This window comes from Mesorhizobium sp. WSM4819, from assembly GCF_055811215.1.
The window spans coordinates 43,744-67,029 of the sequence record NZ_JBVVQO010000038.1; the positions used below are offsets into that span (position 1 = coordinate 43,744).

Annotated in this window: 24 protein-coding genes, 2 tRNA genes and 2 pseudogenes; 13 read left to right on the forward strand and 15 right to left on the reverse strand. The window is 62.8% G+C overall.

Features of this window, described 5'->3' with window-relative positions:
- Position 1 precedes the first annotated feature (1 nt).
- Both AC0L18_RS26525 and AC0L18_RS26530 read right to left on the reverse strand, forming a co-directional pair.
- Complete coding sequence (locus tag AC0L18_RS26525) at positions 2 to 523, reverse strand: ImmA/IrrE family metallo-endopeptidase (RefSeq protein ID WP_473494856.1); 522 nt, start codon at positions 521 to 523, stop codon at positions 2 to 4.
- Between the two features lie 2 nt (positions 524 to 525).
- Complete coding sequence (locus tag AC0L18_RS26530) at positions 526 to 885, reverse strand: helix-turn-helix transcriptional regulator (protein ID WP_473494857.1); 360 nt, start codon at positions 883 to 885, stop codon at positions 526 to 528.
- A 156-nt stretch (positions 886 to 1,041) separates the two neighbouring features.
- On the opposite strand from AC0L18_RS26530, the gene AC0L18_RS26535 reads away from it, so the two are divergent.
- Genes AC0L18_RS26535 through AC0L18_RS26550 form a run of 4 tightly spaced genes read left to right on the forward strand, consistent with a single transcriptional unit; the run spans position 1,042 to position 5,374 of the window.
- Positions 1,042 to 1,263 carry a DUF2188 domain-containing protein gene (locus AC0L18_RS26535; RefSeq protein WP_473494858.1) on the forward strand — a complete coding sequence of 74 codons (222 nt, stop codon included), beginning with the start codon at positions 1,042 to 1,044 and terminating at the stop codon, positions 1,261 to 1,263.
- 39 nt (positions 1,264 to 1,302) lie between these two features.
- A complete protein-coding gene (locus AC0L18_RS26540; RefSeq protein WP_473494859.1) occupies positions 1,303 to 2,493 on the forward strand; it encodes a patatin-like phospholipase family protein in 1,191 nt (396 codons plus the stop codon).
- 3 nt (positions 2,494 to 2,496) lie between these two features.
- Entirely contained in the window at positions 2,497 to 3,543 is a 1,047-nt protein-coding gene (locus tag AC0L18_RS26545) for a cyclic GMP-AMP synthase DncV-like nucleotidyltransferase (RefSeq protein WP_473494860.1), read from the forward strand.
- A complete protein-coding gene (locus AC0L18_RS26550; protein WP_473494861.1) occupies positions 3,536 to 5,374 on the forward strand; it encodes a ThiF family adenylyltransferase in 1,839 nt (612 codons plus the stop codon). The genes AC0L18_RS26545 and AC0L18_RS26550 overlap by 8 nt, the downstream gene beginning before the upstream one ends.
- A 477-nt stretch (positions 5,375 to 5,851) precedes the next feature.
- Here the strand turns inward: AC0L18_RS26550 and AC0L18_RS26555 are convergent, their stop codons facing one another.
- Positions 5,852 to 7,039, reverse strand: coding sequence for a DUF3800 domain-containing protein (locus AC0L18_RS26555; RefSeq protein WP_473494862.1), 1,188 nt, complete (start codon positions 7,037 to 7,039; stop codon positions 5,852 to 5,854).
- A gap of 120 nt (positions 7,040 to 7,159) precedes the next feature.
- Here AC0L18_RS26555 and AC0L18_RS26560 point away from each other — a divergent pair.
- Together AC0L18_RS26560 and AC0L18_RS26565 are read left to right on the forward strand one after the other, a co-directional pair.
- A pseudogene (locus AC0L18_RS26560) lies at positions 7,160 to 7,602 on the forward strand (conjugal transfer protein TrbE); the annotation flags it as partial.
- Positions 7,603 to 7,624: 22 nt separating this feature from the next.
- Positions 7,625 to 7,708: a hypothetical protein gene (locus tag AC0L18_RS26565; protein ID WP_473494876.1), complete on the forward strand. Its 84-nt coding sequence runs from the start codon at positions 7,625 to 7,627 to the stop codon at positions 7,706 to 7,708.
- Positions 7,709 to 7,739: 31 nt separating this feature from the next.
- Here AC0L18_RS26565 and AC0L18_RS26570 read toward each other — a convergent pair whose 3' ends face one another.
- From AC0L18_RS26570 to AC0L18_RS26620, 11 genes are all read right to left on the reverse strand, one after another.
- Positions 7,740 to 9,020: a tyrosine-type recombinase/integrase gene (locus AC0L18_RS26570; protein ID WP_473494863.1), complete on the reverse strand. Its 1,281-nt coding sequence runs from the start codon at positions 9,018 to 9,020 to the stop codon at positions 7,740 to 7,742.
- 212 nt (positions 9,021 to 9,232) lie between these two features.
- Positions 9,233 to 9,308, reverse strand: a tRNA-Phe gene (locus AC0L18_RS26575).
- 197 nt (positions 9,309 to 9,505) lie between these two features.
- Positions 9,506 to 9,709, reverse strand: coding sequence for a DNA gyrase inhibitor YacG (gene yacG, locus AC0L18_RS26580; RefSeq protein WP_473494864.1), 204 nt, complete (start codon positions 9,707 to 9,709; stop codon positions 9,506 to 9,508).
- Positions 9,706 to 10,332 (reverse strand): Maf-like protein, encoded by a 627-nt coding sequence (locus AC0L18_RS26585; protein ID WP_023803279.1) that lies wholly within the window; start codon positions 10,330 to 10,332, stop codon positions 9,706 to 9,708. Before AC0L18_RS26585 ends, yacG begins: the two co-directional genes overlap by 4 nt.
- A gap of 27 nt (positions 10,333 to 10,359) precedes the next feature.
- On the reverse strand, positions 10,360 to 10,578 hold the full coding sequence (gene infA, locus AC0L18_RS26590; RefSeq protein WP_006200926.1) for a translation initiation factor IF-1: 219 nt from the start codon (positions 10,576 to 10,578) through the stop codon (positions 10,360 to 10,362).
- 204 nt (positions 10,579 to 10,782) lie between these two features.
- Positions 10,783 to 11,247 carry an arsenate-mycothiol transferase ArsC gene (locus tag AC0L18_RS26595; RefSeq protein WP_473494877.1) on the reverse strand — a complete coding sequence of 155 codons (465 nt, stop codon included), beginning with the start codon at positions 11,245 to 11,247 and terminating at the stop codon, positions 10,783 to 10,785.
- A gap of 1 nt (position 11,248) precedes the next feature.
- A complete protein-coding gene (locus tag AC0L18_RS26600) occupies positions 11,249 to 11,734 on the reverse strand; it encodes a UPF0262 family protein (protein ID WP_473494865.1) in 486 nt (161 codons plus the stop codon).
- A gap of 5 nt (positions 11,735 to 11,739) precedes the next feature.
- Positions 11,740 to 13,032, reverse strand: a complete 1,293-nt coding sequence (gene hisD, locus AC0L18_RS26605; protein ID WP_473494866.1) for a histidinol dehydrogenase — start codon at positions 13,030 to 13,032, stop codon at positions 11,740 to 11,742.
- Between the two features lie 9 nt (positions 13,033 to 13,041).
- Positions 13,042 to 13,476, reverse strand: a complete 435-nt coding sequence (locus AC0L18_RS26610) for a DUF2948 family protein (protein WP_023803275.1) — start codon at positions 13,474 to 13,476, stop codon at positions 13,042 to 13,044.
- Positions 13,477 to 13,786: 310 nt separating this feature from the next.
- Positions 13,787 to 15,079 (reverse strand): UDP-N-acetylglucosamine 1-carboxyvinyltransferase, encoded by a 1,293-nt coding sequence (gene murA / locus AC0L18_RS26615; protein ID WP_473494867.1) that lies wholly within the window; start codon positions 15,077 to 15,079, stop codon positions 13,787 to 13,789.
- Between the two features lie 138 nt (positions 15,080 to 15,217).
- Complete coding sequence (locus AC0L18_RS26620; RefSeq protein ID WP_473494868.1) at positions 15,218 to 15,430, reverse strand: hypothetical protein; 213 nt, start codon at positions 15,428 to 15,430, stop codon at positions 15,218 to 15,220.
- Between the two features lie 149 nt (positions 15,431 to 15,579).
- Here AC0L18_RS26620 and AC0L18_RS26625 point away from each other — a divergent pair.
- Both AC0L18_RS26625 and AC0L18_RS26630 read left to right on the forward strand, forming a co-directional pair.
- A tRNA-Thr gene (locus AC0L18_RS26625) sits at positions 15,580 to 15,654 on the forward strand.
- A gap of 297 nt (positions 15,655 to 15,951) precedes the next feature.
- Positions 15,952 to 17,472 (forward strand): site-specific integrase, encoded by a 1,521-nt coding sequence (locus tag AC0L18_RS26630; protein WP_473494869.1) that lies wholly within the window; start codon positions 15,952 to 15,954, stop codon positions 17,470 to 17,472.
- Between the two features lie 591 nt (positions 17,473 to 18,063).
- Here the strand turns inward: AC0L18_RS26630 and AC0L18_RS26635 are convergent.
- On the reverse strand, positions 18,064 to 18,267 hold the full coding sequence (locus tag AC0L18_RS26635) for a hypothetical protein (RefSeq protein ID WP_473494870.1): 204 nt from the start codon (positions 18,265 to 18,267) through the stop codon (positions 18,064 to 18,066).
- A 259-nt stretch (positions 18,268 to 18,526) separates the two neighbouring features.
- Between AC0L18_RS26635 and AC0L18_RS26640 the strand changes: the two genes are divergently transcribed.
- From AC0L18_RS26640 to AC0L18_RS26660, 5 genes and pseudogenes are all read left to right on the forward strand, one after another.
- The gene (locus AC0L18_RS26640; RefSeq protein WP_473494871.1) at positions 18,527 to 19,123 is read left to right on the forward strand and encodes a recombinase family protein; all 597 of its coding nucleotides are present in this window, start codon (positions 18,527 to 18,529) and stop codon (positions 19,121 to 19,123) included.
- Between the two features lie 137 nt (positions 19,124 to 19,260).
- The gene (locus AC0L18_RS26645) at positions 19,261 to 19,506 is read left to right on the forward strand and encodes a hypothetical protein (RefSeq protein WP_473494872.1); all 246 of its coding nucleotides are present in this window, start codon (positions 19,261 to 19,263) and stop codon (positions 19,504 to 19,506) included.
- Between the two features lie 42 nt (positions 19,507 to 19,548).
- A complete protein-coding gene (locus AC0L18_RS26650) occupies positions 19,549 to 19,911 on the forward strand; it encodes a helix-turn-helix domain-containing protein (RefSeq protein WP_254027189.1) in 363 nt (120 codons plus the stop codon).
- 457 nt (positions 19,912 to 20,368) lie between these two features.
- Positions 20,369 to 22,114 (forward strand): hypothetical protein, encoded by a 1,746-nt coding sequence (locus AC0L18_RS26655; RefSeq protein ID WP_473494873.1) that lies wholly within the window; start codon positions 20,369 to 20,371, stop codon positions 22,112 to 22,114.
- Positions 22,115 to 22,229: 115 nt separating this feature from the next.
- Positions 22,230 to 23,286, forward strand: a pseudogene (locus tag AC0L18_RS26660) (hypothetical protein); the annotation flags it as partial.

A 23,286-nucleotide genomic window follows, 5' to 3' on the forward strand; every position in this document is an offset into this window, starting at 1 on the left:
GCTACCAACGAGTTAGCCGAAAGCGCATTGCGGCCGGACTTACTCTGAACCGACGCGCTAACGCGTCGATCGCTGCCTCGTCCTCAAGGTCGACTCCTCCCCCCTCCAAAGTGGCGGCTAGAAGATCGCCGGGGATCAACAGCTCCGAAGCGAAGGCGTTCGCCTCGATTTCCATCGGCTCGGTCCCGAGAGCCGAAACATCGTCGCGGAACAAGACGCGGATCCCCTTGTCGACATGCACGGCTTGGCTGATCTCAGGAGCATGGAGCATGTGATGGGCCAGCTCGTGGGCAGCCGAGAATCGCTGTCGGTTCGGATGATGTAGCGCGTTCACGCCGATGATGCCTACGCCATCCTTGATATATGCCATGCCGGAGAGGTCCTCATCGAGCGGTGCATACTGAAGGACGATTTTGCGAGACTTAATTATCCGCTCGACCGGGACCGGTGGCGCCGATACGCCATACTCCCGGAGGATCGAACGCGCAGAGGCGCGCGCCCGATCAGGATCGGCATCGGCCATGATCAGGCCTTCCCGCGTCGGGGCTGCAACGCGGTTGAGATCAGATCAGCGACTTGCGCTTCAGCGTCTTGCGAAAGCGTCTGCTTGGATAGTGCCTGATTGGAAAGCATCATCTTCAGCCCCTCCCCTAAAGGCTTTTGCGGCATCGGCGGCAGCAGCTCTGCTACCTTGGTGAAATCGAGTGCGGCGGCGAGCGCGTAAACGTGATGCAAGAGGATGTTCTGTCGGCCGCTCTCGATGTTGGCGATCGAGGCGCGCGACATGTTCACCTTACCAGCCAGTTCCGCTTGGGTGAGGTCGAGCGCTTTCCTTCGGGTCGAAACCGCGCTGCCAAATGCCTTGTAGAGTGCTTCGCCTGCCATGAATCATGTTTGCGCTACGTTCTCGACGATGTCAACCTCGCAAACATTATGTGCTTATTGCAAACTATACATTGTGATTGGTAGTTGACATTCTGGATCGCGTCGGGAATCCTCTGGGCTCGGGCGTGGTGCCCGTGACGAGTCGAAGGAATCGAGATGTCGAAGCGGATTCACGTAGTGCCCCATGGTTCGGGCTGGGCGACGCGTCGCGAAGGCGCCGCTCGGGTCGGTTCGACCCACAACACCCAGGCCGATGCGACGCAGACCGCGCGCGGTACCGCCGTTCGCGAACGCGGCGAAGTCATCATCCACCGTCCGGACGGTCGCATCCGGGACGCCAATTCTTACGGCAACGACCCCTTTCCGCCGAAGGGCTGACTGGACCGGACCGCTTTAGAAGCGGTCCGGCTCGGCTGCATGGATGAGGCAACGGATGGACAGAGAGAAAACATCGCGCAGATGGTGGAAGGCGAGCAAGATCAGGGTGCTGAGCGGCCATATCGAGTGCTCAGCTTGGACGGCGGAGGGATGCGGGGCATCTATACGGCGGCGTTTCTCGCCCGCCTGACGGATCAGTTCGCTCGCATTCGGGGCGAATCGGCCCTCGATCTGGGACGCGGCTTCGACTTGATCACCGGGACCAGCACCGGCGCGATCGTCGGCTGCGCGCTGGCCGTCGGGCGGCCGATGACGGAAGTGGTGGCGCTTTATCGCGAGCACGGCCCCAAGATCTTCCCACATCGGATCGCGGGCAAGCGCAGCGCGATCTACCGTGCGAGCCAGGGCAGCCGTTTCGTGCGAGAGGGCGACAAGGCGTTGCGCGAGGCGCTGCGAGGCGTGCTTGCCGATGTCACGATGCTCGAAGTGTTCGCAGGCCGTGGCATCTCGCTCGCGATCCCCACGGTGCTGATGAGTGAACACCGAGCCTGGGTGTTTAAGAAGACTCCCAAGAGCGGGGTACGCGACGAGCGCTATCCGCTGGTGGACGTCTGCATGGCGACGAGCGCCGCGCCAATCTACCGCTCGCTTGCCGCCATCGACGACCCGAACGCGCCGGGCGGACCTAAGCAGGTGTTCGCCGACGGGGGACTTTGGGCCAATAATCCGATCATGGTCGGGCTCGTCGACGCGCTGACGGTGGCGCCACCCGAGCGCCCGATCGAAATCTATTCGCTCGGCACCTGCCCGCGGCCCGAAGGCGATCACCTCGACGCCGAGAGCGCACACCGCTCCATGCTTGACTGGTCGCTCGGCGCCGATGTCGCGTCGCTCAGCATCTCAGCCCAGGAGTTTGCGTTCGACCATATGGCGCGGCTTCTGACCAACGCGATCAGCAACTGCGGCCGCTCGATCCGGCGCGTGCGCTTCCCAAACAAGCCGGTGCCGGCGAGCATGATGCCGTATCTCGCCCTCGACGACACCCGGCCAGAGGCGATGGATCGGCTAGTCGGCCAGGCGCACACCGACGCCGATCTGACCAAGAGCGCCTGCGACGATTCCAACAACGCGGAGGGGCGCATGATTCGTCAACTCATGCACGATCTGCCGGCGATGCCGGCCACCGGCGCCGTCTGGCGTCCCACTTTCACCGAAAATCAGAAAGGATAGGTGATGTTCGACTGCGCCAAAGATGTGCGTGCGTACCACGACCAGGATGTGACCCTGCCCAAGAGCGAGCAGGATGCAATGCGCGACCGCCGCGACTCCAACCGGACACGGCTGCGGAACGGCCTGGATAAGGCTGGCAAGCCCAAGCCGATCGAGTTCGTTAAACAGGGCAGCTACGCCATGAAGACGATGTGCCGCGACCCAGATAACGACTATGACATCGACGACGGGGTCTACTTCCACAAGAAGGATCTGGTCGGCGACCGCGGGGCCGAGATGACGTCCCTACAGGCGCGCTGGATGGTGCGCGACGCGGTCAACGACGGCAAGTTCAAGCGTGCGCCTGAGGTGCGGTCGAACTGCGTGCGTGTCTTCTACGAGAAGGGTTACCACGTCGATCTGCCGGTCTATCGCCGCGTCGTCACTGAGACCGTCTTCGGCGAAGAGGTGCATTACGAGTTGGCGGCGAGCAGCGGTTGGAAGAGGTCCGACGCGCGCGAAGTGTCGGACTGGTACGAGGACCAGCGCGCCGCATCGGCCGACGGCATCCAGCTGCGCCGCATCAATCGCGATCTGAAGAAATACGCCCGCAGCCGCTACAGCTGGCGCGGCTCGATCCTCAGCGGCTTTGGCATCTCGGTTCTGACAACCGAGAAGTTTCGCGCGAACGACCGCGAGGACCGCGCGCTCTACGACACCATGGTCGCCATCCGTGATCGGCTGAACTGGAACCTCGTCGTCGCCCACCCAGTGACCCCGGGCGACACCATCACCAGTGGGTCCGACGACGCCAAGGCGCGCTGCTTCCGCGAGAAGCTGACGGAGGCGATCAACACACTTGAGCCGCTCTTCGAAGCCGACTGCACGCGCGAGAAGGCACTCAAATGCTGGGATAAGGTGTTCGCGACCACCTTCTTCAGCGAGCGCCTGGAAGAGGAGCAGCGCGCGTCCCTGGCCGCTCCCGCCATCATCGGCTCCGCCGCCCTGTTAAACGCGACGGCGGCGGCGGCCAGCGCGATCAGCAGTGCCGGCGGCGGCCGTCATGCCTAAGGACTGGCTCGCGCTTGATTGGCGACGGGCGGCGCTCCTGCTCGAAACGACCCTGCGGGAGCGGGCGGGGCAGGCGCCCGAGCGCCTCGACCGCGCGACGATCTCCAGCGACTATCCGGGCCGTGACTGGATCGTCGCCGCTTGGCGGATCAACGTAGTGTTTTCCGACGGAGTAACCCGCCGAATCGACCTTGTGGCCGGCGCGAAGTTTCCGACAACGCCGGTCAGGACCGCGCTGGTCGACCATCCCGAGTCCATGACTTGGCCGCACGTCGAAAGCGACGGCATCCTGTGCCTGTTGCCGAACATGGCCGAGTGGGATCCTGATGATCCCTCCGAGGTCGCGATGGATCTACTAAACCGCTCGGTCCGGCTGGTCGAGGAGCTGCTGGAGGGCGGCATCGTCGAGCGCGACTTCCGAGAAGAGTTTGTCACCTACTGGGGTTACCGGGTGCATTCGCAGGGCGATAACCTGTTTAGCCTGGTCGCGCCCGAGCCGCCCTCGCGTCTGGTGCGTGTGTGGCGCGGCAAGGGTCTGGAAGTCGTCGGAGAGGATCAGGACGCGATTGCGAAATGGGTGTGTCACCGCTTTGGCGACAAGACCCCGGTGAAGACGGAAGCGGCCGCGTTCCTCTGGCTCGACGCGCCACTGCTTCCTGCGGAATACCCAGAGACGGCCGCCGATCTGTATCATTTGGCGGAGCGAACCGCTGGCAAGGCGAGGACGGTCTTGGAGCAGGCGGCGAAAGGCGAGCCGGACGAGGTGCTGGCGCTCGTCGGCGCCATTGGACGCGGGGGCGCCGCGTCGATCGGGGTGAAGGCGCTCAATCCAAAGCGGCGCAAGGGCCGGCCGCGCGCGCCCGACGACCCCCTCTCCGTGGGATTCCGGCCTGGCCATACCCCACAACCGTTGCTGCTTGGCCGCTTTTTCGGCGCAGTTCCGCTCGTCAGGACCCTGGTGCAGCGCGCCGATGCCGATTGGGTGCATGGGCGCGGTCAAGATGCCCGCACGCGCCGGCTGCTCGGCGCAACGGTCGCGATGATCGGCTGCGGTTCGGTCGGGGCTCCGGTCGCCTGCGCGCTGGCCCAGGCGGGCGTCGGCCGCCTCATCGTGGTCGATCCCGAGCCGTTGACTTGGCCCAACGTCGGGCGCCATCCGCTCGGCGCGACCGCCGTGGGGCGCAACAAAGCCGAAGCCTTGGCCGAACGGTTGCAGACCGACTTTCCACATTTGAAAGTCGAACATCGCGCTTGCGGCCTGCATCAGCTGATCGCGCACAACAAGGATCTGCTCGAAGTGGCCGATATGATCGTCGCTGCGACCGGAAACTGGGTCGCGGAGAGCGCGCTCAATCGCTGGCATGTCCGGCAAGGGCGCGGACGGCCTATTGTCTACGGGTGGACCGAGGCGCATGCCTGCGCTGGCCACGCGGTCGCCATCGGCCAGAGGGGCGGCTGCCTGCAATGCCACATCGGGCGCACCGGTGCGCCTAAACTCGCGGCAGTGGAGTGGCCAGATGGCGGAAACATCGCTCAGGAAGAGCCGGCATGCGGCGCGCATTATCAGCCCTATGGGCCGGTGGAGCTCGCCTACGTGAACGCGATGATCGCGGACGTTGCGCTGGACTGTCTTCTCGTTCCACCAGCGCAATCTTTCGGTCGCGTATTCGTCGCGTCGCCGCGCCGCATCACGTCACTTGGCGGGCAGCTGACCGAAGGCTGGCGCTCCGCTTTTGGCGAAGTTGAAGAGGGCGTTCGGACCGTCGATCGGCCCTGGCCTTCTGCTAATTGCGCAGCTTGCGGGCCTGGGCGTCTCGACGAAGCTGCCTAATGCTCCGCGGAGATCAAGCTTCACAGACCTCAGCCGACCAGCAACAGCGTTGAGCTGGGCCCGCTTCAAGCGCTAAACAGGCTTTGCAGCGATATCTTACCGCGCTCTGCCGACGGACGCTTTTAGGATTCGATAAGGGCGCCTCGAACGATGGAAATGAGGCGCTTAACCGCCATTTTTTACCGAATGTCGGAAGACACGCCAACCCCATCCCAGCGATTGGTGCCTGCTTAACCGATCGCGCTGAGACGATAATTTTTGAGGCGACTCTGGGGCCGCTATAAGATCGGCATCTTCTCACCAGGACGCTCGCGAGAAGCAGTCGAACGACTGCTATGCGTGATCATCGCGATGCGGCGGCGTGCCGGCGACTTGAAGTTCTATTCCCCGACGCCCTTGGATATTCGGCGAGTCGTTGCGGGCAGTCCGAGAGTTGACTTCTCAGCGGCGCCTCTGAGCTGCCGCGGCTATTTGCCGTCAGGTGGCCGTACCCGCGGTCAACTTCCCGGCCTTCTGGATGCCGTGAGCGGCGACCAGTGCCTGACGCTGTGCTTCCATGTCCGCCATCAGCTTGCGCCCTTCCGCGAGCTGCTCCTCGGGCAGGTCGGCGTCCATGATTTTGCCGAGCTCGGATTCGACCTGCCTGCCAACACCTTCGAACGAGAAGTCGTGCTGGTGTGCACGATGCATGACCCAGTTCAGCAGCCTTGCGGTCTCCTGTCCGATATCCTTGCCGCTGAAGATGCGCTTGAAGCACCACAGGACAACGTCGACCACCTGCAGACCTGCGCTTTCTTCCTCAGTGGCCGTCCGGAACGTGCTTCCGGTCACCTTCTGAACTATCAATGGCTTGCTTTCGCCTGGCCATGAAAGTCCCTCTGTATTTGCAAGCTCGGGCTTGGAGACGGTCGCATGCCACGTCGCGAACACCTCCTCGACCTCAGCCTGTTTATCGTGGACGATCTCGCGAACAGGCCGCTTCCAACGCTCCGAGGCATTCTGCAGACCCTCCAGCAGGTTCGTGAACGCCACGAAATTCGGCGAGTGCTGATACCGCCGAGCCTTCTCTGACATGTGGGTCGAGAACTCCTCCGGGTTCGCGATCGCCCACTCAAGCGCGTCAGTGATGATCTCGCGGCTGCGGGCATCGGGCACGAACTGGACATTGTCCAGCATCGCTTCTGCGCCTTGGACGAAGTGCTTTTTCGAAGTGAACTCGCTCTTGGCTGTAACGCAGTCCCAGACGATCGCCGCAATTTCCGGCGTGATGACGAAGCTTGCCATCTTGAACGTCAGCAGAAGGCGCAGATGGCGGAGCCAGTACGCCGACCACGGCACCGCCTTGTTCTCACCCTGATCGAAATAGACGTCGATCACCTTGCAGGCAGCGAGATACTTCTTCTCCACGCGAGAGATGAAGAAGCGGCAGTCCGTCTTTTTCAGGAGCTTCAGGAGGTCGGGCGCGATCTGCTCGATCTTGGCTGCGCCGAGGACGTTCGCATGCAACGCGTTCGTGCCAACCTTCTTGGAAATGGCAGCGATGTTCGCTTTCGCAAGGAGGTCGAAGTTCGCCTTCGTTATGAAAGCTGCGGTGATAAACAGCGGCTGATCTTCATCGAAGAGGTTATTCAGCGTGTTGCCTGTCTCATCTACGTACGCCCACATGCCCTTTCTCCGGTCATTAAGGGGCGCGGCTTGTAGCATGAAAAACGGTGGTCTCGCCACTTACTTCTCGCAAATATATTTCTTTGAATACCCTTCGCTCGAAAGTGACTACCGTCGGTCATACAAAGCAAGGGGCGCTTACGAGCCGACCGGCTTGCCGATTATCTGCCTTGGGCCGCAATCGTCGCGCCCGGCATCGTCCTCAGCAAGGACGGCAGCTTTCAGCGCACCTTTCGGTTCCGCGGCCCCGATCTCGGAAGCGCGACTGAAGCCGTACTTGTTGGCATGTGCGCGCTGGCAAACAATGCGCTGAGAAGCTTGGCTCTGGCTGGGCATTGTTCGTTGAGGCCGAGCGCATCGAAGCGCTGGGCTATCCTAACTCGCATTTTCCCGACGCGGCCTCATGGCTAGTCGATGAAGAACGGCACGGCGCTTTCGAAGGCAAAGTCGCGCATTACGAGAGCAGCTATCATCTGACCTTGCTGTTCATGCCGTCGCCGGACAGCCAAGCGCGTGCGGAAAGCGCGCTCGTGGACTCGCATCATTCCGAAGGCGAGACAGACTCATACGTTCGTAGGTGAGACGATGGGGACTATCGCTCGCGCGCCACGGGGATCACGGGAGTTCTACTGGGAGGTCCTTTTCTGCCCGACGACGGTGGCGGGATGACCTACGCCGATCTGGTCGTGCGGTTGGAGATTCATCTCGGTGTTTGGTGTGCCGTCGCTGTTGGGTTCAAAGTGGACGGTCGCGATGGTGTATGAACGGCAGGCTTGCCGCGTCGCCCGATCGAGTTCACTAGCGCGCTTTTGCTCTCGAGTTCATCCAAATAATCTGCCCACCACTGCATCATCTTGACACGCTCTTCCCAATGCTCAGCCCGGGCGTAGGCACGACGAACGTCGTTGTTTTCGATGTGGGCCAGTTGCCGCTCTATGGCATCCGAATGCCAATTTCCGCATTCGTTTAGCAGAGTTGATGCCGTTGCTCGAAAACCGTGCGCGGTAGCTTCCTCTTTGCCATAGCCCATACGGCGAAGGGCGGCGTTTAGCGTGTTGTCGGAAATCGGGCGCGAACCCGATCGAACACTGGGAAACAACAGCGATCCACCACCAGAGATTTCTCTAAGTGAGGTCAGGACGCTGACCGCCTGCCTGGAAAGAGGTACACGGTGCGGCCTTCGCATCTTCATGCGTCCTTCAGGGATGCTCCACACCGACCTTTCAAAATCGAACTCGTCCCATCCGGCCGCGCGCAGCTCGCCGGGGCGGGGAAACAGCAGGGCCATCAGCTCCAGGGCGGCTCGGGTTGTTGGCTGTCCATCAAACGCATTGATCGCCCTCAGCAAGCCTCCCAAGGCCTTAGGATCGGTAACTGCGGCACGCGGCGTGACCGTCGGACCGACGAGTGCCCCCCTCAGGGCGATCGTCGGATCTACATCGGCGCGTGCGGTTGCGATTGCATATCGAAACACGCTGCCGATGGTGGAGCGCAGTCGCCTAGCCGACTCGTATCGACCGCGAACCTCCACGCTGCGGAGAGCGGCAAGAACTGTGGCCGGATCGATCTCCCTTATGCTTTTGTCCCCAAATGTTGGATAGGCAAAGTCGAGCAACCATTTGACCTTGGTGATGGTCCGATCGGCACGTCCCTCCTTCTTCAGCTTGTCGACATAATCCTCCGCGATTGAGCGAAAGGTGTCCTCTGCCGAAGCCTTTTGCGACTTACGCTCCTGTGCGGGGTCGATGCCACGTAGGAGAAGACGTTTGGCGGTATCGCGCGCCTCGCGTGCCTCAGCGAGGGAGATGAGGGGATAGCTGCCCAATGCCAGAAGCTTCTGCTTGCCCCCAAAACGATAGGCGAGGCGCCATAGCCGAGATCCGGTCGGCTGCACCCAAAGCTGGAGCCCGCCACCATCAGAAAATTTCACGAGCTTGGAGGCGGGTCGGGCATTTCGGCATTTCACGTCGGACAGCGCCATTTTCGGGAGCTCCATTTGGCTGCATCGATACCATCAGGATCTCCAATACCACCGAAAATACCAGCCCTCCGCCTCGTTGGACCAACTACGCCGACATTCCACAAAACACGACCAACCGCGCCTTGCGTGCGAAAATCACCAAGGATTTCAGATATTTGCCGAGAGAAAAGCGTAGATGCTTCGGCGGAAGAGACTGTCGGGAGAAGGGGGGATGGTGCCCAGAGGCGGATTCGAACCACCGACACGCGGATTTTCAGTCCGCTGCTCTACCAACTGAGCTATCTGGGCCTGTTCCGGCACGCGGGCAGTTCTGCACGCCGGATTTCTTGAAAGCGCCGCAGGCGCCCCTTGAAAGCGCGTGGGTTATAGCACGGGAATCCGGCCTGTCCAGCGCCTAAGCGTTGATTTCAAGCGGCAAACGAGCAATCACTGGACAGGTCGATTCATGGGACGCGGTCGAAGTCACCAAGCCGTGCCGAACAGCTTCATTTGGGAGGGTCGTTGTCCGTTTCGTCCTCGTCGTCGCGGCCCGGAATGACATAGGCGCCCTTGAGCCAGCGGTTGAGGTCGATGTCCTTGCAGCGCACGGAGCAGAACGGGTAGGTCTCGCGCGCCGACGGCTTGCCGCATTCGGGGCAGGGCCGCTTGGGGCGCAGCGGCGTGACCTTGTCGCCCGCACCCGAGTTCATGGCCGAACTGACTGCCAGTTGGCATGCACCTTGAAGCCCTCGCCGGCCAGCAGCGCCACCGTCTCATACAGCGGCAGGCCGACGACGTTGGTGTAGGAGCCGACAAGCTTGACGACGAAGGCGCCGGCCAGGCCCTGGACTGCGTAGCCGCCGGCCTTGCCGCGCCATTCTCCCGAGGCCACATAGGCGTCGATCTCGGCGCGCGGCAGCCGCTTGAAACGCACCCTGGTCTCGACCAGTCGCTGGCGCAGCTTGCCGCTCGGCGTAACCAGGCAGATGCCGGAATAGACCCGGTGCGAACGGCCGGATAGCAGTCCGAGGCAATTGACGACGTCGTCGAACGTTTCGGCCTTGGGCAGGATGCGCCGGCCGACGGCGACCACCGTGTCGGCGGCCAGCACGAAGCTCGGTGCATAATCCTCTTCCGTCTGCAGCGAGGCCAGCGCCTTTTCGGCCTTTTCCTTCGACAAGCGCTTGGCCAGCGAGCGTGGATGCTCGGCGCGCAGCGGCGTTTCGTCGACGCCGGCCGGCAGCACGCGGTCCGGCTCGATGCCGGCCTGCTGCAGCAGCTCGATTCGGCGCGGCGAACCCGAGGCAAGCACGAGCTTCTGCAAAATGCTCATCGCGATCCCGGCCGAGCTCTAACGATCTTACTTGAAACGGTAGGTGATGCGGCCCTTGGTCAGGTCGTAGGGTGTCATCTCGACAAGGACCTTGTCGCCGGTCAGCACGCGGATGCGGTTCTTGCGCATGCGGCCGGCGGTGTGGGCGATGATTTCGTGTTCGTTTTCAAGCTTCACCCTGAACATCGCATTGGGCAATAATTCCGTGACGACACCCGGAAACTCGAGGACTTCTTCCTTCGGCATTCGATACCTTTGCTTGGATGGATTCCCAGCGCCTAGAGCATGATGCCGAAAAGTGTGAAGCGGTTTTCGGACGACATCATGCTCTACTTCTTGGATTTAGAGGCGGATTCAGATTTCAGGTCGAACAGACCTGAAATCATCCGACTCTAGCCGGAATTTGGGCGGAACCTATATGATAATCGTGCGCTTGTGAACATGCTTAAATCAGCCCGGTTTCTCTGCTTCCGGCGCCAGAAAACGGCGGCCGATCCGCGCCTTCAGCCGTTCGCGCACCTCGCGATAGGCGGCCATGATCTGCTCGCGCGTGCCGCCGACGCCAGTCGGGTCCGGCATCGGCCAATATTCGACGTCGACGGAAAGCGAGCGGGTAAGCTCGAGCGCGGTGTGATGGGCTTCCGGCGACAGCGTGATGATCAGGTCGAAATAGTCGTCCTCGAGATCGTCCAGTGTCCTCGGGTGCCGGTCGCCGAGCGAAAGCCCGTCCTCGGCCAGCACGGCGTCGACGAACGGGTCGCGTTCGCCGCCGCGCACCCCGGCCGACGCGACGAAGGTCGCGGCCGGAAGCACTTTGCGCGCCAGCAGTTCGGCCATCGGCGAGCGCACGGCGTTCATGGCGCAGACGAACAGGATCGAGCGAGGCAGGATCGAGCGGGGCAGAGGGACTGACAGTTCAGCCTCGCCAGTGCAGTACGCAGACCAGCGTGAACAGCCGGCGCGCCGTGTCGAAATCGATGTCGATCTTGCCGGCCAGCCGGTCCATCAGTGTCTGCGAGCCCTCATTGTGCAGGCCGCGCCGGCCCATGTCGATCGCCTCGATCTGGCTGGGCGTCGAGCTGCGGATCGCATCGTAGTAGCTTTCGCAGATCATGTAATAGTCCTTGACGATGCGCCTGAGCGGCGTCAGCGACAGGATGTGGGTTACGACCGCCGCGCCATCCTCGCGCGTCACCGCGAAGACCAGGCGGGATTCGGCCAGCGACAGTTTTAGCCGGTAGGGCCCGGCGCCGTCGTCATTGACCGGCTGGAAGCTGTTTTCCTCGATCAGGTCGAAGATCGCCACCGCCCGCTCATGCTCGACGTCGGGCGTCGAACGGCCGATCGATTCGTCGAGTTCGACATCGATCAGCCTGGCACGGGTTCGATCGTAGTCCGCCATGTCAGCTACATATTCAGCCGGATGGCGACGGAGCGTCCATGCCCGTCGAGGCCTTCCGCTGTGGCCAGCGCGATGGCCGCCGGCGCCAGCGCCCGCAATTGCTCCGGCCCGAGCTTCAGGATCGAGGTGCGCTTGACGAAATCGAGCACCGAAAGCCCGGACGAGAAGCGCGCCGAGCGCGCCGTCGGCAGCACGTGGTTGGAGCCGCCGACATAGTCGCCGATGGCTTCCGGCGTGTGGCGGCCGAGGAAGACGGCGCCGGCATTGCGCATCCGCGCCAGGAAGGCTTCCGGCTCGTCGATGGCAAGCTCGACATGTTCGGCCGCGATGCGGTCGACCAGCGGCAGCGCCGCCTCGATTCGGGGGACGTGGATGACGGCGCCGAAATCGCGCCAACTCGCCGCCGCCGTCCCGGCGCGCGACAGGTTTTGCAACTGGCGTTCGACCGCCTGTTCGACCGCCGCGCCGAAGACAGGATCGTCGGTGATCAGGATCGACTGCGCCGACACGTCATGCTCGGCCTGGGCAAGCAGGTCGGCGGCGATCCAGTCCGGATCGTTATTGCCGTCGGCCACGACAAGCACTTCCGATGGCCCGGCGATCATGTCGATGCCGACCGTGCCGAACACCTGGCGCTTGGCCGCCGCGACATAGGCATTGCCGGGGCCGACGATCTTGGCGACCGGCTTTATCGTTTCGGTGCCGTAGGCAAGCGCTGCGATCGCCTGCGCGCCGCCGACGCGGTAGATCTCGGTTATGCCGGTCAGGTCCGCCGCCACCAGCACCAGCGGATTGATGATGCCGCCGGGCGCCGGCACCGCCATGACGACGCGCTCGACGCCGGCGACCTTGGCCGGCACGGCGCTCATCAGCACCGAGCTTGGATAGCTCGCCGTACCGCCCGGCACATAGAGCCCGACCGCCTCGATCGCGGTCCAGCGCGAGCCGAGCTCGACGCCGACAGCGTCGGTATAGCGGTCGTCGTTCGGCCGCTGCCGCTCGTGATGCGAACGGATGCGGTCACGGGCGAATTTGAGCGCCTCGATCGTCTGCGGGTCGGCCGCATCGTAGGCCTTGGCGATGTCGTCTTTCGACACGGCAATGCCGAGGCGTTTCAGGTCGGCCTTTTCGAATTTCTGCGTGTAGTCGATGAGCGCCGCGTCGCCCTCGGCGCGGACCCGCGCGATGATCGCGCGCACCACCGCGTCGACGTCCTCCGAGACCTCGCGCTTGGTCAAAAGGAACGCGGCAAACCGCTGCTCGAAATCGGCATCGGACAGACGAAGCGTGATGGCCATCTTGTGTGCTCAGGCTCTGTGGAAGGGGCGCGACGTCGCTTCCCAGGCGCCGCCAGTGTCAGCCAGCCGCGCCTCGATGCACTCGACATCGAGCATGATCGCGCCGCCGCCTGAAAAGATCAGCTCGACAATGCCGGCCGGCTTGTCGAGCGCGACGAAGCTGATCGCCAGCAGCGACAGCACCTCGTCCGGCTTGTCGCGGGCAATGCCGCTGGTCTTGGCGCCCAGCACCCGGTCGAAATGCAGCACGCTTTGCCGCCGTTCATTGTGCTGGCGGAACAGCCCCGATTTCGCCTCCCAGACGAAGCGGTTCATCGTCATCACGAAGCGCTTGACCGCCGGCATGTATTCGAGGTCGCCGACCTTGAGCACGGCGTCCTGGACATGGGCCGAGACGATGCTCAGATCCTGATCGTCGAGCGCGACAAGCTTGAGAAGGTTCATGCGGAGTTCGCACCTGCGAGTTGACTATTCGACCTTCTGTTAGGCGGTCTTTCCAGCTCGTGCAACCGCGCCTGAGGTTCGGCTGGGCAATCGCTGAGGTCGGCGCCGCCCCTCATTGCCCTGCCGGGCATTTCTCCCCGTATGGTGACGGGGAGAAAGACGCCTGCAGAGGATTCAGCAATTACCAGCGTTGCAGGAAGGGCGCTGAGGCTGCGGCCAGCCCCTTCTCCCCGTCACTATACGGGGAGAAGATGCCGGCAGGCAGATGAGGGGCGGCGCCGAGATCGACAATTCGCGCAGTTGTCACCTATCACCCCGAAATCCGCTCGATCTCCGCGCCGCAGCCGGACAGCTTTTCTTCCAGCCGCTCAAAACCGCGGTCGAGATGATAGACCCTGTTGACCGTGGTCTCGCCTTCGGCCGCCAGGCCGGCGATGACTAGCGACACCGAAGCGCGAAGGTCGGTCGCCATCACCGGGGCTCCCTTCAGCTTCGGCACGCCGTCGACGATCGCCGTCTGGCCGGACAATATTATGTGGGCGCCGAGCCGGGCAAGTTCCTGGACGTGCATGAAGCGGTTTTCGAAGATCGTCTCGGTGATGCGCGACTTGCCCTTGGCCATCGTCATCAGGCCCATGAACTGCGCCTGCAGGTCGGTCGGGAACGCCGGGAACGGCGCTGTCGTCACGTCGACCGGCGCAATGCCGGCGCCATTGCGCCTGACGCGGATACCGGAATTGGTCTGCGTGATCTCGGCGCCGGTTTGGGAAATCACGTCGAGCGCGCTCTGCAGCAGGTCCGCCCGCGCGCCTTCGAGCACGACATCGCCGCCGGTCATGGCGACGGCCATCGCATAGGTGCCGGTCTCGATGCGGTCGGGTATCACCCGCACGCGCGCGCCCGACAGCGCCTCGACGCCATCGATGGTGATGGTCGCGGTGCCGGCGCCGGAAATCCTGGCGCCCATGGCGTTGAGGCATTCGGCGAGGTTGACGATCTCGGGCTCGCGGGCGGCGTTTTCGAGCACTGTCTCGCCCTTGGCCAGGGACGCCGCCATCATTAGCACATGGGTGGCGCCGACCGACACTTTCGGGAAGACGTAGCGATTGCCGACAAGACGGCCGTTCCTGGTCTTGGCGATGACATAGCCGGTGTCGACGTCGATATCGGCGCCCAGCGCCTGGAGGCCTTCCAGGAAAAGATCGACCGGCCGCGTGCCGATGGCGCAGCCGCCGGGCAGCGACACCTTGGCCTCGCCCATGCGGGCAAGCAGCGGGCCGATCACCCAGAACGAGGCGCGCATCTTCGACACCAGTTCGTAGGGGGCCGTTGTGTCGACGATGTTGCGGGCGGAGAAAGTGACGGTGCGCGAATAGCCCTCCTGCTGCTTTTCGCGGCGTCCGTTGACCGAGTAGTCGACGCCATGATTGCCGAGGATGCGGATCAACTGCTCGACATCGGCCAGATGCGGCACGTTTTCCAGGGTCAGCGTGTCGTCGGTGAGCAGCGAAGCGATCATCAGCGGCAGCGCGGCGTTCTTCGCGCCCGAGATCGGGATGCTTCCGGCAAGCTTGTTGCCGCCGACAATTCTGATGCGATCCATGGAAGAATGTCCCCTCGGCCGAAAGGCCGGTTTAATCGGTTGAGTCTGTTGTGGCCGGTCTAGACCCCGGCCCGTCTAAACCATTGGCCGACTTGGTTCAAGAAACAGGGTTCCCGCGCCGTGGCTGTCGATAATAGGTCAATCCTTTTGCCTTTCGAGCCCGTCCGGCCGCTTGTCGGCCCCGCCAGTGCGTCGCGAGCGCGACTGCGCCTTGCGCTTCTGCAGATTGGCGCGCAATTGTTCGGCGAGCCGGGTCTTGCGGTCAGCTTTTGTCGACGGCCCGCCCTTGTCAAATGGGCCCTCCTTGTCGGGTGGACCCTCCTTGTCAGATGGAATTGCCTTGTCGTTCATGGTTCCGTCCCGGCTGACCCGCTATTCAGGGATAGCCAACATTGTGGCGCTGCCATGTCCGCAAAAGCCGTCGGAGCGGGCTTTCACAGATGGCTTGCACTTGGCCTTGCGCTTGCCGGTTCGATATGGCAGAAGCCCCGCCATCAGCGGCTGCGGTAGCTCAGTGGTAGAGCACTCCCTTGGTAAGGGAGAGGTCGAGAGTTCAATCCTCTCTCGCAGCACCATTCGTTTTCGAAACAGCATCAAAAGCTTAGAGTTTTCCGTGGCTTCCGCCGATGCGGACTGTTATGGGAAAGTGCTCTGATATGGCCGGGAAGCGGTGGAGAATGCGGGGTCTGTCCAAACGCAAAGGCTCTGAGGTATGGCAGGGCAAGTTCCGAGTCCCTCAAAAGCTGTGGGATCGGCGTGACGATTTGCGATCTCTGGGCGTCTCCGACCTGGGGAAAACTCAAGAATTCACTCAGTCCCTCGGGGAATATGATCGGGATCGGGCTGGCGAAGTCTACCGCAAGCGCCTCGCTGTGTGGGACCTCAAGCTCGGGGCGTGGGCGGCGCTCCTGGAGCACGGTCCTCGGGGTCTGACCCAGAAGCAACGCTTCGCACTCGCGGGGGAATACGCCAAGGCCTTCCTGGCGGCGCATGAGGAAGAGCCGTTCTACGCTCCCCCAAGTCTCCCCGCCCCTGAGGCCCGTGCGGACGATGGTGGGGTGCTGGCCAGGGCGGTGGCCTCAATGGCTCCGGGCGACCGTGCCGAACTTCGAGGTGCTCTTCTCGCCTACTTCAGGGCCGGGGACCATGAACGGGTCCGGTTGGCCCTCTCCCTATTCATCAAGTTCCCAGCACTCCAGGAGAGCCTGGGGCCAGACTTTGTGGCTGCTCTGGAAGGAATGCATGGGGCTGAGGCTGATGCGGCCCTCGCGGCTCGTGGGCTCCTGGTCACGGAGGAGGCGCGGCGTCTTCTGACCTTCGACATGGCGGGCATGATGGGGGCTGCTCGACGGGGCCTAGTGGCGCGGAGCGGGGGCGACTACAGGCCGGTTCCTGAGCTTGAAGGTGCTCCCGGCTTCGTCTTGGAGTCCACACCTGTAGCAGCCGCGCCAGGCCCCGTGGTCACATTCGCCGCTATCATCGATGCCCAAGCCACCAAGCGCGGTGCGGGGCAAGGCTCCAAGTCGATGCCGGACAAGTCGGTGAAGAAGTACAAGCGGATTGCCGATGCCTTCGCTCGACACCGGGGCTCATCCAATGCAGCAACCGTGACAGTGCTGGAGGTCGAGGCTTGGCTGGACTCAATGCAGGCGGAGGCGGAGGTCTCTAACCGCACCATCGCGGACAGGCTCGTCAACCTCGGGACCATCATCAACTGGGGCAGGCGACTGCGGGAATACCGGGAGGCCATGGCGGCGGCGGAGACGATCTCGGGCAAGGTCGAGTTGCCAAGCTATATGGAGAAGCCCGGTGGTGAGACCGCATACAGGCTCGAAGAGGCCCGCACGGTTCTCAAAGCAGCACGGAGCGAGACCGACCCAAGCAAGCGATGGTTGCCCTGGCTGTGCCTCTATGCGGGCCTGCGAATAAGCGAAGCGAACACGCTGAGGAAGGCTGATTTCTTTGAGGCGGAGGGATCGTGGTTCCTCAAAGTGACAAGCGCCGGCAAGCGCTCCCTCAAGACGGCTAGCAGTGAACGGCGCATTCCTGCCCACCCTGCCCTGGAGGCTGAGGGTTTCCTTGAGTGGGTGAGGGCGGCTCCTTCTGGTCAGCTATTCAGGGACGGCGCTACGTCGCTCATCGGGCGGTGGGTGAAGAGCAAGGCGGTTGGCCTGGTACGGCCTGGGGTCGCCCCTAATCATGGGCTGCGCCACCTCTTCGTTGACCTTTGCCGCCGTTACGGAGTGGAGGACAGTGCTCGGGAGTATATGGCGGGGCACTCGTCCCCATCGGTTCACGCCAAGTACGGCTCCTCGGACGCCATGTTGCCAGGCCTTGCTGCGGAGATGCTCAAGGTTGTGCCTGTGCTTCCGATGCCTACCAACAGTGCCTGATAAGGGGGGACTACGCATGGAAAAGTTTCTGCTACCGGGAGCCATCATTGTCGCGGCCATCATCGGCGCGGCTACGTTTCGCTATGATGTCCTGGTAGGCGGTGCGAGTAGTCAACTTGTCCTGATACGGGACCGCTGGACGGGCGAGGTCAAATACTGTGGGGGTTCAGGTGGCACGTCTATGTGCTTTGCATATCTGTCACGTGGCATGGCCCCAATTAGGAAGGCTGAGAACGGGGGATAGGCAAACAGCATTCCATGGCGGGATGGCGGGCCACTGAGGGTCTTGCCCTAAGCGGTGGGATTGGCTCTCCCGTCAGCCCCTTAGCCCGCTGTCGGGGGTCTTCCCTGAGTCACTGAGCGGCCATCATCCCGGAATCGTACCTGGGGTCGATCACCTGAGCGCTCCAATTTACGTGGCAGCGGGCGGACTTCCCCCCCTGGGGGGTACGGTGGTCACGATGGGGAGACAAGCGGCCGCCACCCCCAGGCTCGGCCCCAGCGGCCGCCACCTCCAGGCTCGGCCCCTGCCCACAGCAAAAAGCCCCAGCGGCGACACTGGGGCTTTCATAGCGGACGGTGTACGGAGCGTTAGGCGGCGACTTGCCAGCGGCAGGGAAGGCCCTTGCGCTCCGCCGCTATGTCAATCCAGAACTGTGTGCCCCTCACATGCCGCGTTTGCCAATCAGCTTCAAACTCGCTGATCTCGTCGGCCTGAAGGTGGTCCACCGCAAAGCGATACTCGGCATCATTAAACTTGATCTGGAGGGGGGTCTGCTTGGTGTAGTCGTACATGGTGGTTTCCTTGAAGGTTGATTGATGTGGTCGAGACAATCCACAATACCAGCAGTATCACTAAAGTCAAAGACATAATGAGACACCATGGAAGAAACTTGCGGGGGCTTCGATTCGAGACCGTGCAGTATCAATAGGGCTTGCCCCAGTGAGTCGGCCAGGAAGAGCGATTTTGAGTCTCACACGAATATGGATTGACATTTTGATACGGACGGATCACATCCTCAAAGGGTCTAATGATCCGAAAAGGGGAGCCGCCATGCAAGCGCCGGAGCACACCACATCGACCGCCACACCGAACGGGCATCTAGTCGGATACGCCCGCACCTCCACCACCGACCAGAAGGCAGGGCTTGAGGCCCAGCTTAGAGACCTCACCGGAGCAGGGTGCGCGAAGGTGTTCCGCGAAGAGCTGTCCTCCGTGGCCACCAAGAGGCCGGAGCTTGAGAGGGCCTTGGACTACGTGCGCGAGGGCGACACACTCATCGTGACCAAGCTCGACCGTCTGGCCCGCTCAGTGGCCGACCTCGTGGGGATCACCGCGAAGCTCCGAGCCAAGGGCGTGGCCCTCCGCATCCTCTCGATGAACCTGGACACCGGAACCCCAACGGGAAAGCTCATGGTGAACCTGCTGGGCTCCATCGCAGAGTTCGAACGGGAGCTGATGCTGGAGCGGCAGCTTGAGGGGATCGCCAAGGCCAAGGCAGAGGGGAAGTACAAGGGGAGGGCTCCCACGGCGCGGCGCATGGCCCCGGAGGTCATCCGGCTAAAGGCCGAAGGCAAGAAGCCAGACGCTATCGCCAAGGAGCTGGGGATCGGGCGGGCAAGTGTCTTCCGCATCCTGAGGGCCACTTAGAAACATAGGGCGATGAGTGGCCCAGATACTCGATTAATGAGAGCGTGACGACACTACGAACTTGCACAGTTTAAACTTGTTGATTGGCGACTCGTTATGGCCATACTGGGCGGCGCAACTCAAACCGGAGACTGCGCATGACCAGCATAACGCCCGCCCGCCTGCCGTCCATCCCCTCATCTGTCGATGCTTTCGCGGACCCCGCCACCGCCATCAACTTCGCCCTGGATTGCCTTGAGGACTTCGAGGTGGGTTCCTTCCTTGCCGACCGAAGGGCTGGCAGGGACCTCGGGGGATGGCTGTCGCACGTCACCTCGATTCGCCGCGAGGTCAGTTCCTGTTACGGCCCGCTGCCGGTGCCCATCCACCTAGCGGACTGCTGAAGCCATCCCGTCCCGGCCCCCAAGTTAGAGTGTGAGTTTGTAATGTCGAGTCAGACAATCCGTAGGTATCTTGAAGCCAACCGCCGCATGATGGCCGAGGGAAAGGATATGCCGATAGCTATCTCGGTGGCATTCCTGGGGGCCGCCATCTGGGGCTTCGATCCGCGAGACCCGGACGATCCGCTAACCTTGGAGGACCTCGCGGACCGATTGGGGTTTTCGCCGACCACCATCTCGCAGCACTTGCGCTACCTGGGGCACGGCTACCGCGAGGGGACACCGGGTCTGGGGCTGGTCGGGACCGTGCGGAACTCTGACAATGGTCGCAAGAAGATTTTCTATCTGACACCACGCGGACGAGGCCTGGTGTCGCAGATCGAGTTCATTTTGGACGGCGGTTCGTAGCCCGCAATAAGGCCGCGCCGCCGTGTGAATGAATTGGGCGTCTCCTTGATGAGACTGGCGGATTGCGCCGTCCAGCCATAGCCGAATCGAATAGGCGTCTACTTGATATGCGGGACCAGGCGCGACCAATAGCCCACCTACTTGATAAGCGGCCAGCCCGGTATGGGTACTGGCAGGGCTTGTCTTAGGGTGCCGTAGCTCGCTCCGCTATTCGATGGGACGGAGCTGGCTTTCTGAGGAATAAATACCTACGCCCGAGGGATCGTATCAGTGGACCATTCCAATCACGCATCGAAGAGACAGTAGGCGGGGCCAGATGCCGCCGCCCTAATGCCCTCCATCTAGCTCCCGCATTCATCTCTCGGGGACCGTAAGCGCGGCATCACGGCCGACCTGCGATCCACTCCGGGGGCCGTCCCCCACCATCTTCACAACCCAAACCAGAGGGAGCCTATCCATGGCCCGTGCGCTCGTGCGCCAAGTTTCCACCCCTGCCGCCATCCAAGGTGTGTCCGCTCCGGTCAACACCTACGAGCGCCCAGCTCAGGCAGCACCATCAAGCCTACACCAACTTGCAGAGGGCCTCGGGGCTCTCGACTCCGGCCTGGGGTCCTTCCTTGAGGAGCGCAAGGCAAAGACCGACGCGGCTGACAAGCAGCGGGCCATCCGGGACGCCTACCTGAGCAATGGCGACGGGTTCGACTCGGGGGTTAAGCAGGGTCTCATCCCTCCCCAGGAGTCGCCAGCCTACATGACTTGGTACAGGACGACCCAGGGCGATGTCCAAGGGCGCAAGCTCCAGGACAGGTTCTCTCTGGCCTACGAGCAGTGGCCTGGACGCAACTCCGGGGACCCCGAGGCCTACAAGTCATTCCTCGGGGAGTTCCTCAAGTCCAACGTGGGCGAGGAGACGGACCCCGAGGTGCTCGCCGGCCTCAACCCTCACATCAACCAGATGCTGGACAACAATCAGGCCCGGTTCACCAAGGACCGCGCGGATGCCGTCTACGGCGGTGCCCTGGCGGCCCACGGAGCTTCCACCACGGATCACATCGAGCGGGCCGAGGCGGACTCCAAGAGCACCGGGGCGGAGATCGACTACGAGAGGCTCTGGGGCACCCTGATGGCCGAGCGGGATACTGCCCTCACCAAGAACCTCGCAAAGGACGTGGACAGCTTCCTGGTTGACTCCATCATCCTCCAGGCGACCGAGAGCGGGAACGAGGAACTCCTAACGCTCCTCAGCCGCAAGCTCCCCGGCCAGGACAAGCCTATGGATTACGACCTTGAGGTCCGCACCAAGCGACTCAAGGCAATGGACGCCATCCAGACCAACCTGGCGCAGACCGCCACCGCCAAGGCAACAGCCGCCGAGAAGGCCGACAAGGAGCGCCACAACGCCCTCGTTTCGGACGTGCTGCGGAAGGTGCATGAGGACCCGAACTTCCAGGTGCCCGAGGAAACCCTCAAGGCGCTGTCGAAGCGCGACCCCGAGTTCCGCTCCAAGCTCCCAAGCTTCCGCAAGCAGATGGTCGGAGACGGCACCCCGGAAGACCCGGATGCACTCATGGAGATGTGGACCAGAATCGACAGCGGGGCGCTCACAAGGGACGGCATTGTGGAGCTTCAGAGGATGGGCGTCATCAAGGACCCCTCGACGCTTACCCACGCCTATGACCGCATCAAGGCCGTTGAGGCCGCCAACAAGCCGGACGGCATCCTGAGCACCGCCTCCGCCAAGGACAGCATCAGGATGATCAGCGACGCTACCGGTATCCCCGAGCGAGACAACATCTTGGGCAAGGTCACAGGTCTTTCCGAAGACGGCGCAAGGGCGCTCTATGACTACCGCACACTCCTCATGCATTGGGCCTCGGAGAACCCGAACGCTACCAGCCAGGATAAGGAGAGGGCTGCCTTCGACATCGGCAAGACCATCCGCGAGCGCATAGTGAAGGTCGAAGATGGCGATCAGACAGGCACCTACCCTCAAAGTGTTCAGGCCACCCCAAGGACGACCGTGGAGCAGTCCGAAGCCGATGGGGACGCTGCCCCTGTGGCGGGGGGCCGGGTGGACGGCGCTATCCACCGTCAAGCTGCAAGAGATTTGGCAGCCAAGTACCGTATTTCCGAGGAGGAAGCCGCCCAAATCCTTCTTGATGCGGAGCGGGCCGAGGGGCTGGAGACGGGTCCCGCCAACTGAGAGAAACTTCATACATCCCCAGCGCCTGGCCTCAGCATGGCTCGGGGCTCCCCTTAACGAGGTCGAGCAACCGCCGCTCAGGCGGTCTGGACCTCAACTCGACAAGGAACATCACTTGGACAACACGACTGCACCAGCAGACGACACGCAGGCTCGCTTCCTTAGGGCATTCGCGGCGGCCGACGCCCAGCTCGCGGCAAGGGCGGCTTCTCGTGGAGGCGCTCCGGCACCATCCTCCCTTTCGACTGGGCGGGACACCACGACCGCACCGATTGACGACGAGAAGGCCCGTATCAAGCGAGCATTCGAGAGGGTCTCCGCCAAGCTGGCCGCACGGGCAGCCGACAGGATTACGGCCCCAGAGTCTCTCCAGACGGCACGGGACTCATCGTTCCTGCCTCAAGGGGTCACCGACTTCGGGGCCTCCATCAACGCGGGCATGTCCAAGGCGGTCTTCGAGACCAAGGACTTCCTGGTGGGCGAACCTACGGAGGCCGAGAAGTCTCCCTATCGCAAGAACATCGAGTCCCAGGACAAGTTCCTGGACGACCAGAGCGCCGGCTACGGGCTGTCCTCGGGCATCTCCCAGATCGCCGTGGGGCTTATCGGGGCAGGCAAGCTCCTGGCTCCCGCGAAGGCCTACACCCAAGGCAGCGCTGCCCTTAGGGGTGGCTTGGAGATCGCCAAGGGTGCCCTGGCTGGCTCCACGGTGATCGACCCCCATGAGGACCGCCTGTCGAACCTGGTCGAGGAGTTCCCTGACCTCCAGAACCCGGTGACCAACTACCTGGCGGCGGACCCGGATGACACCGCTGCCGAGGGCCGCTTCAAGAACGCCCTGGAGTCCATCGGGGCGGACCTCGCCCTCGTGGGTGCCGTCAAGGTCATCAAGTATCTGCGCAGCGGCGACAAGGCGGCGGCGGCCAAGGAGATCGCCAAGCTGGAGAAGGCCCGTGCGGCCAACGCCAACGAGTTCGGCCAAGACTTCGGGCCGGGCAACCAGCCAATCGCAAAGGATACCCCTGTCGATGTTCAAGCCAGAGTCCCAGGTGCCGCCAATGCTCCCACCGTGGATGTTCCACCAGCCGCAGACGGCACCATCGAACAGCTCGGAACCAAGCCTCCCATCAACGCCAGGACCGGTCAGCCCATCCCCCCGACCGATAAGACCC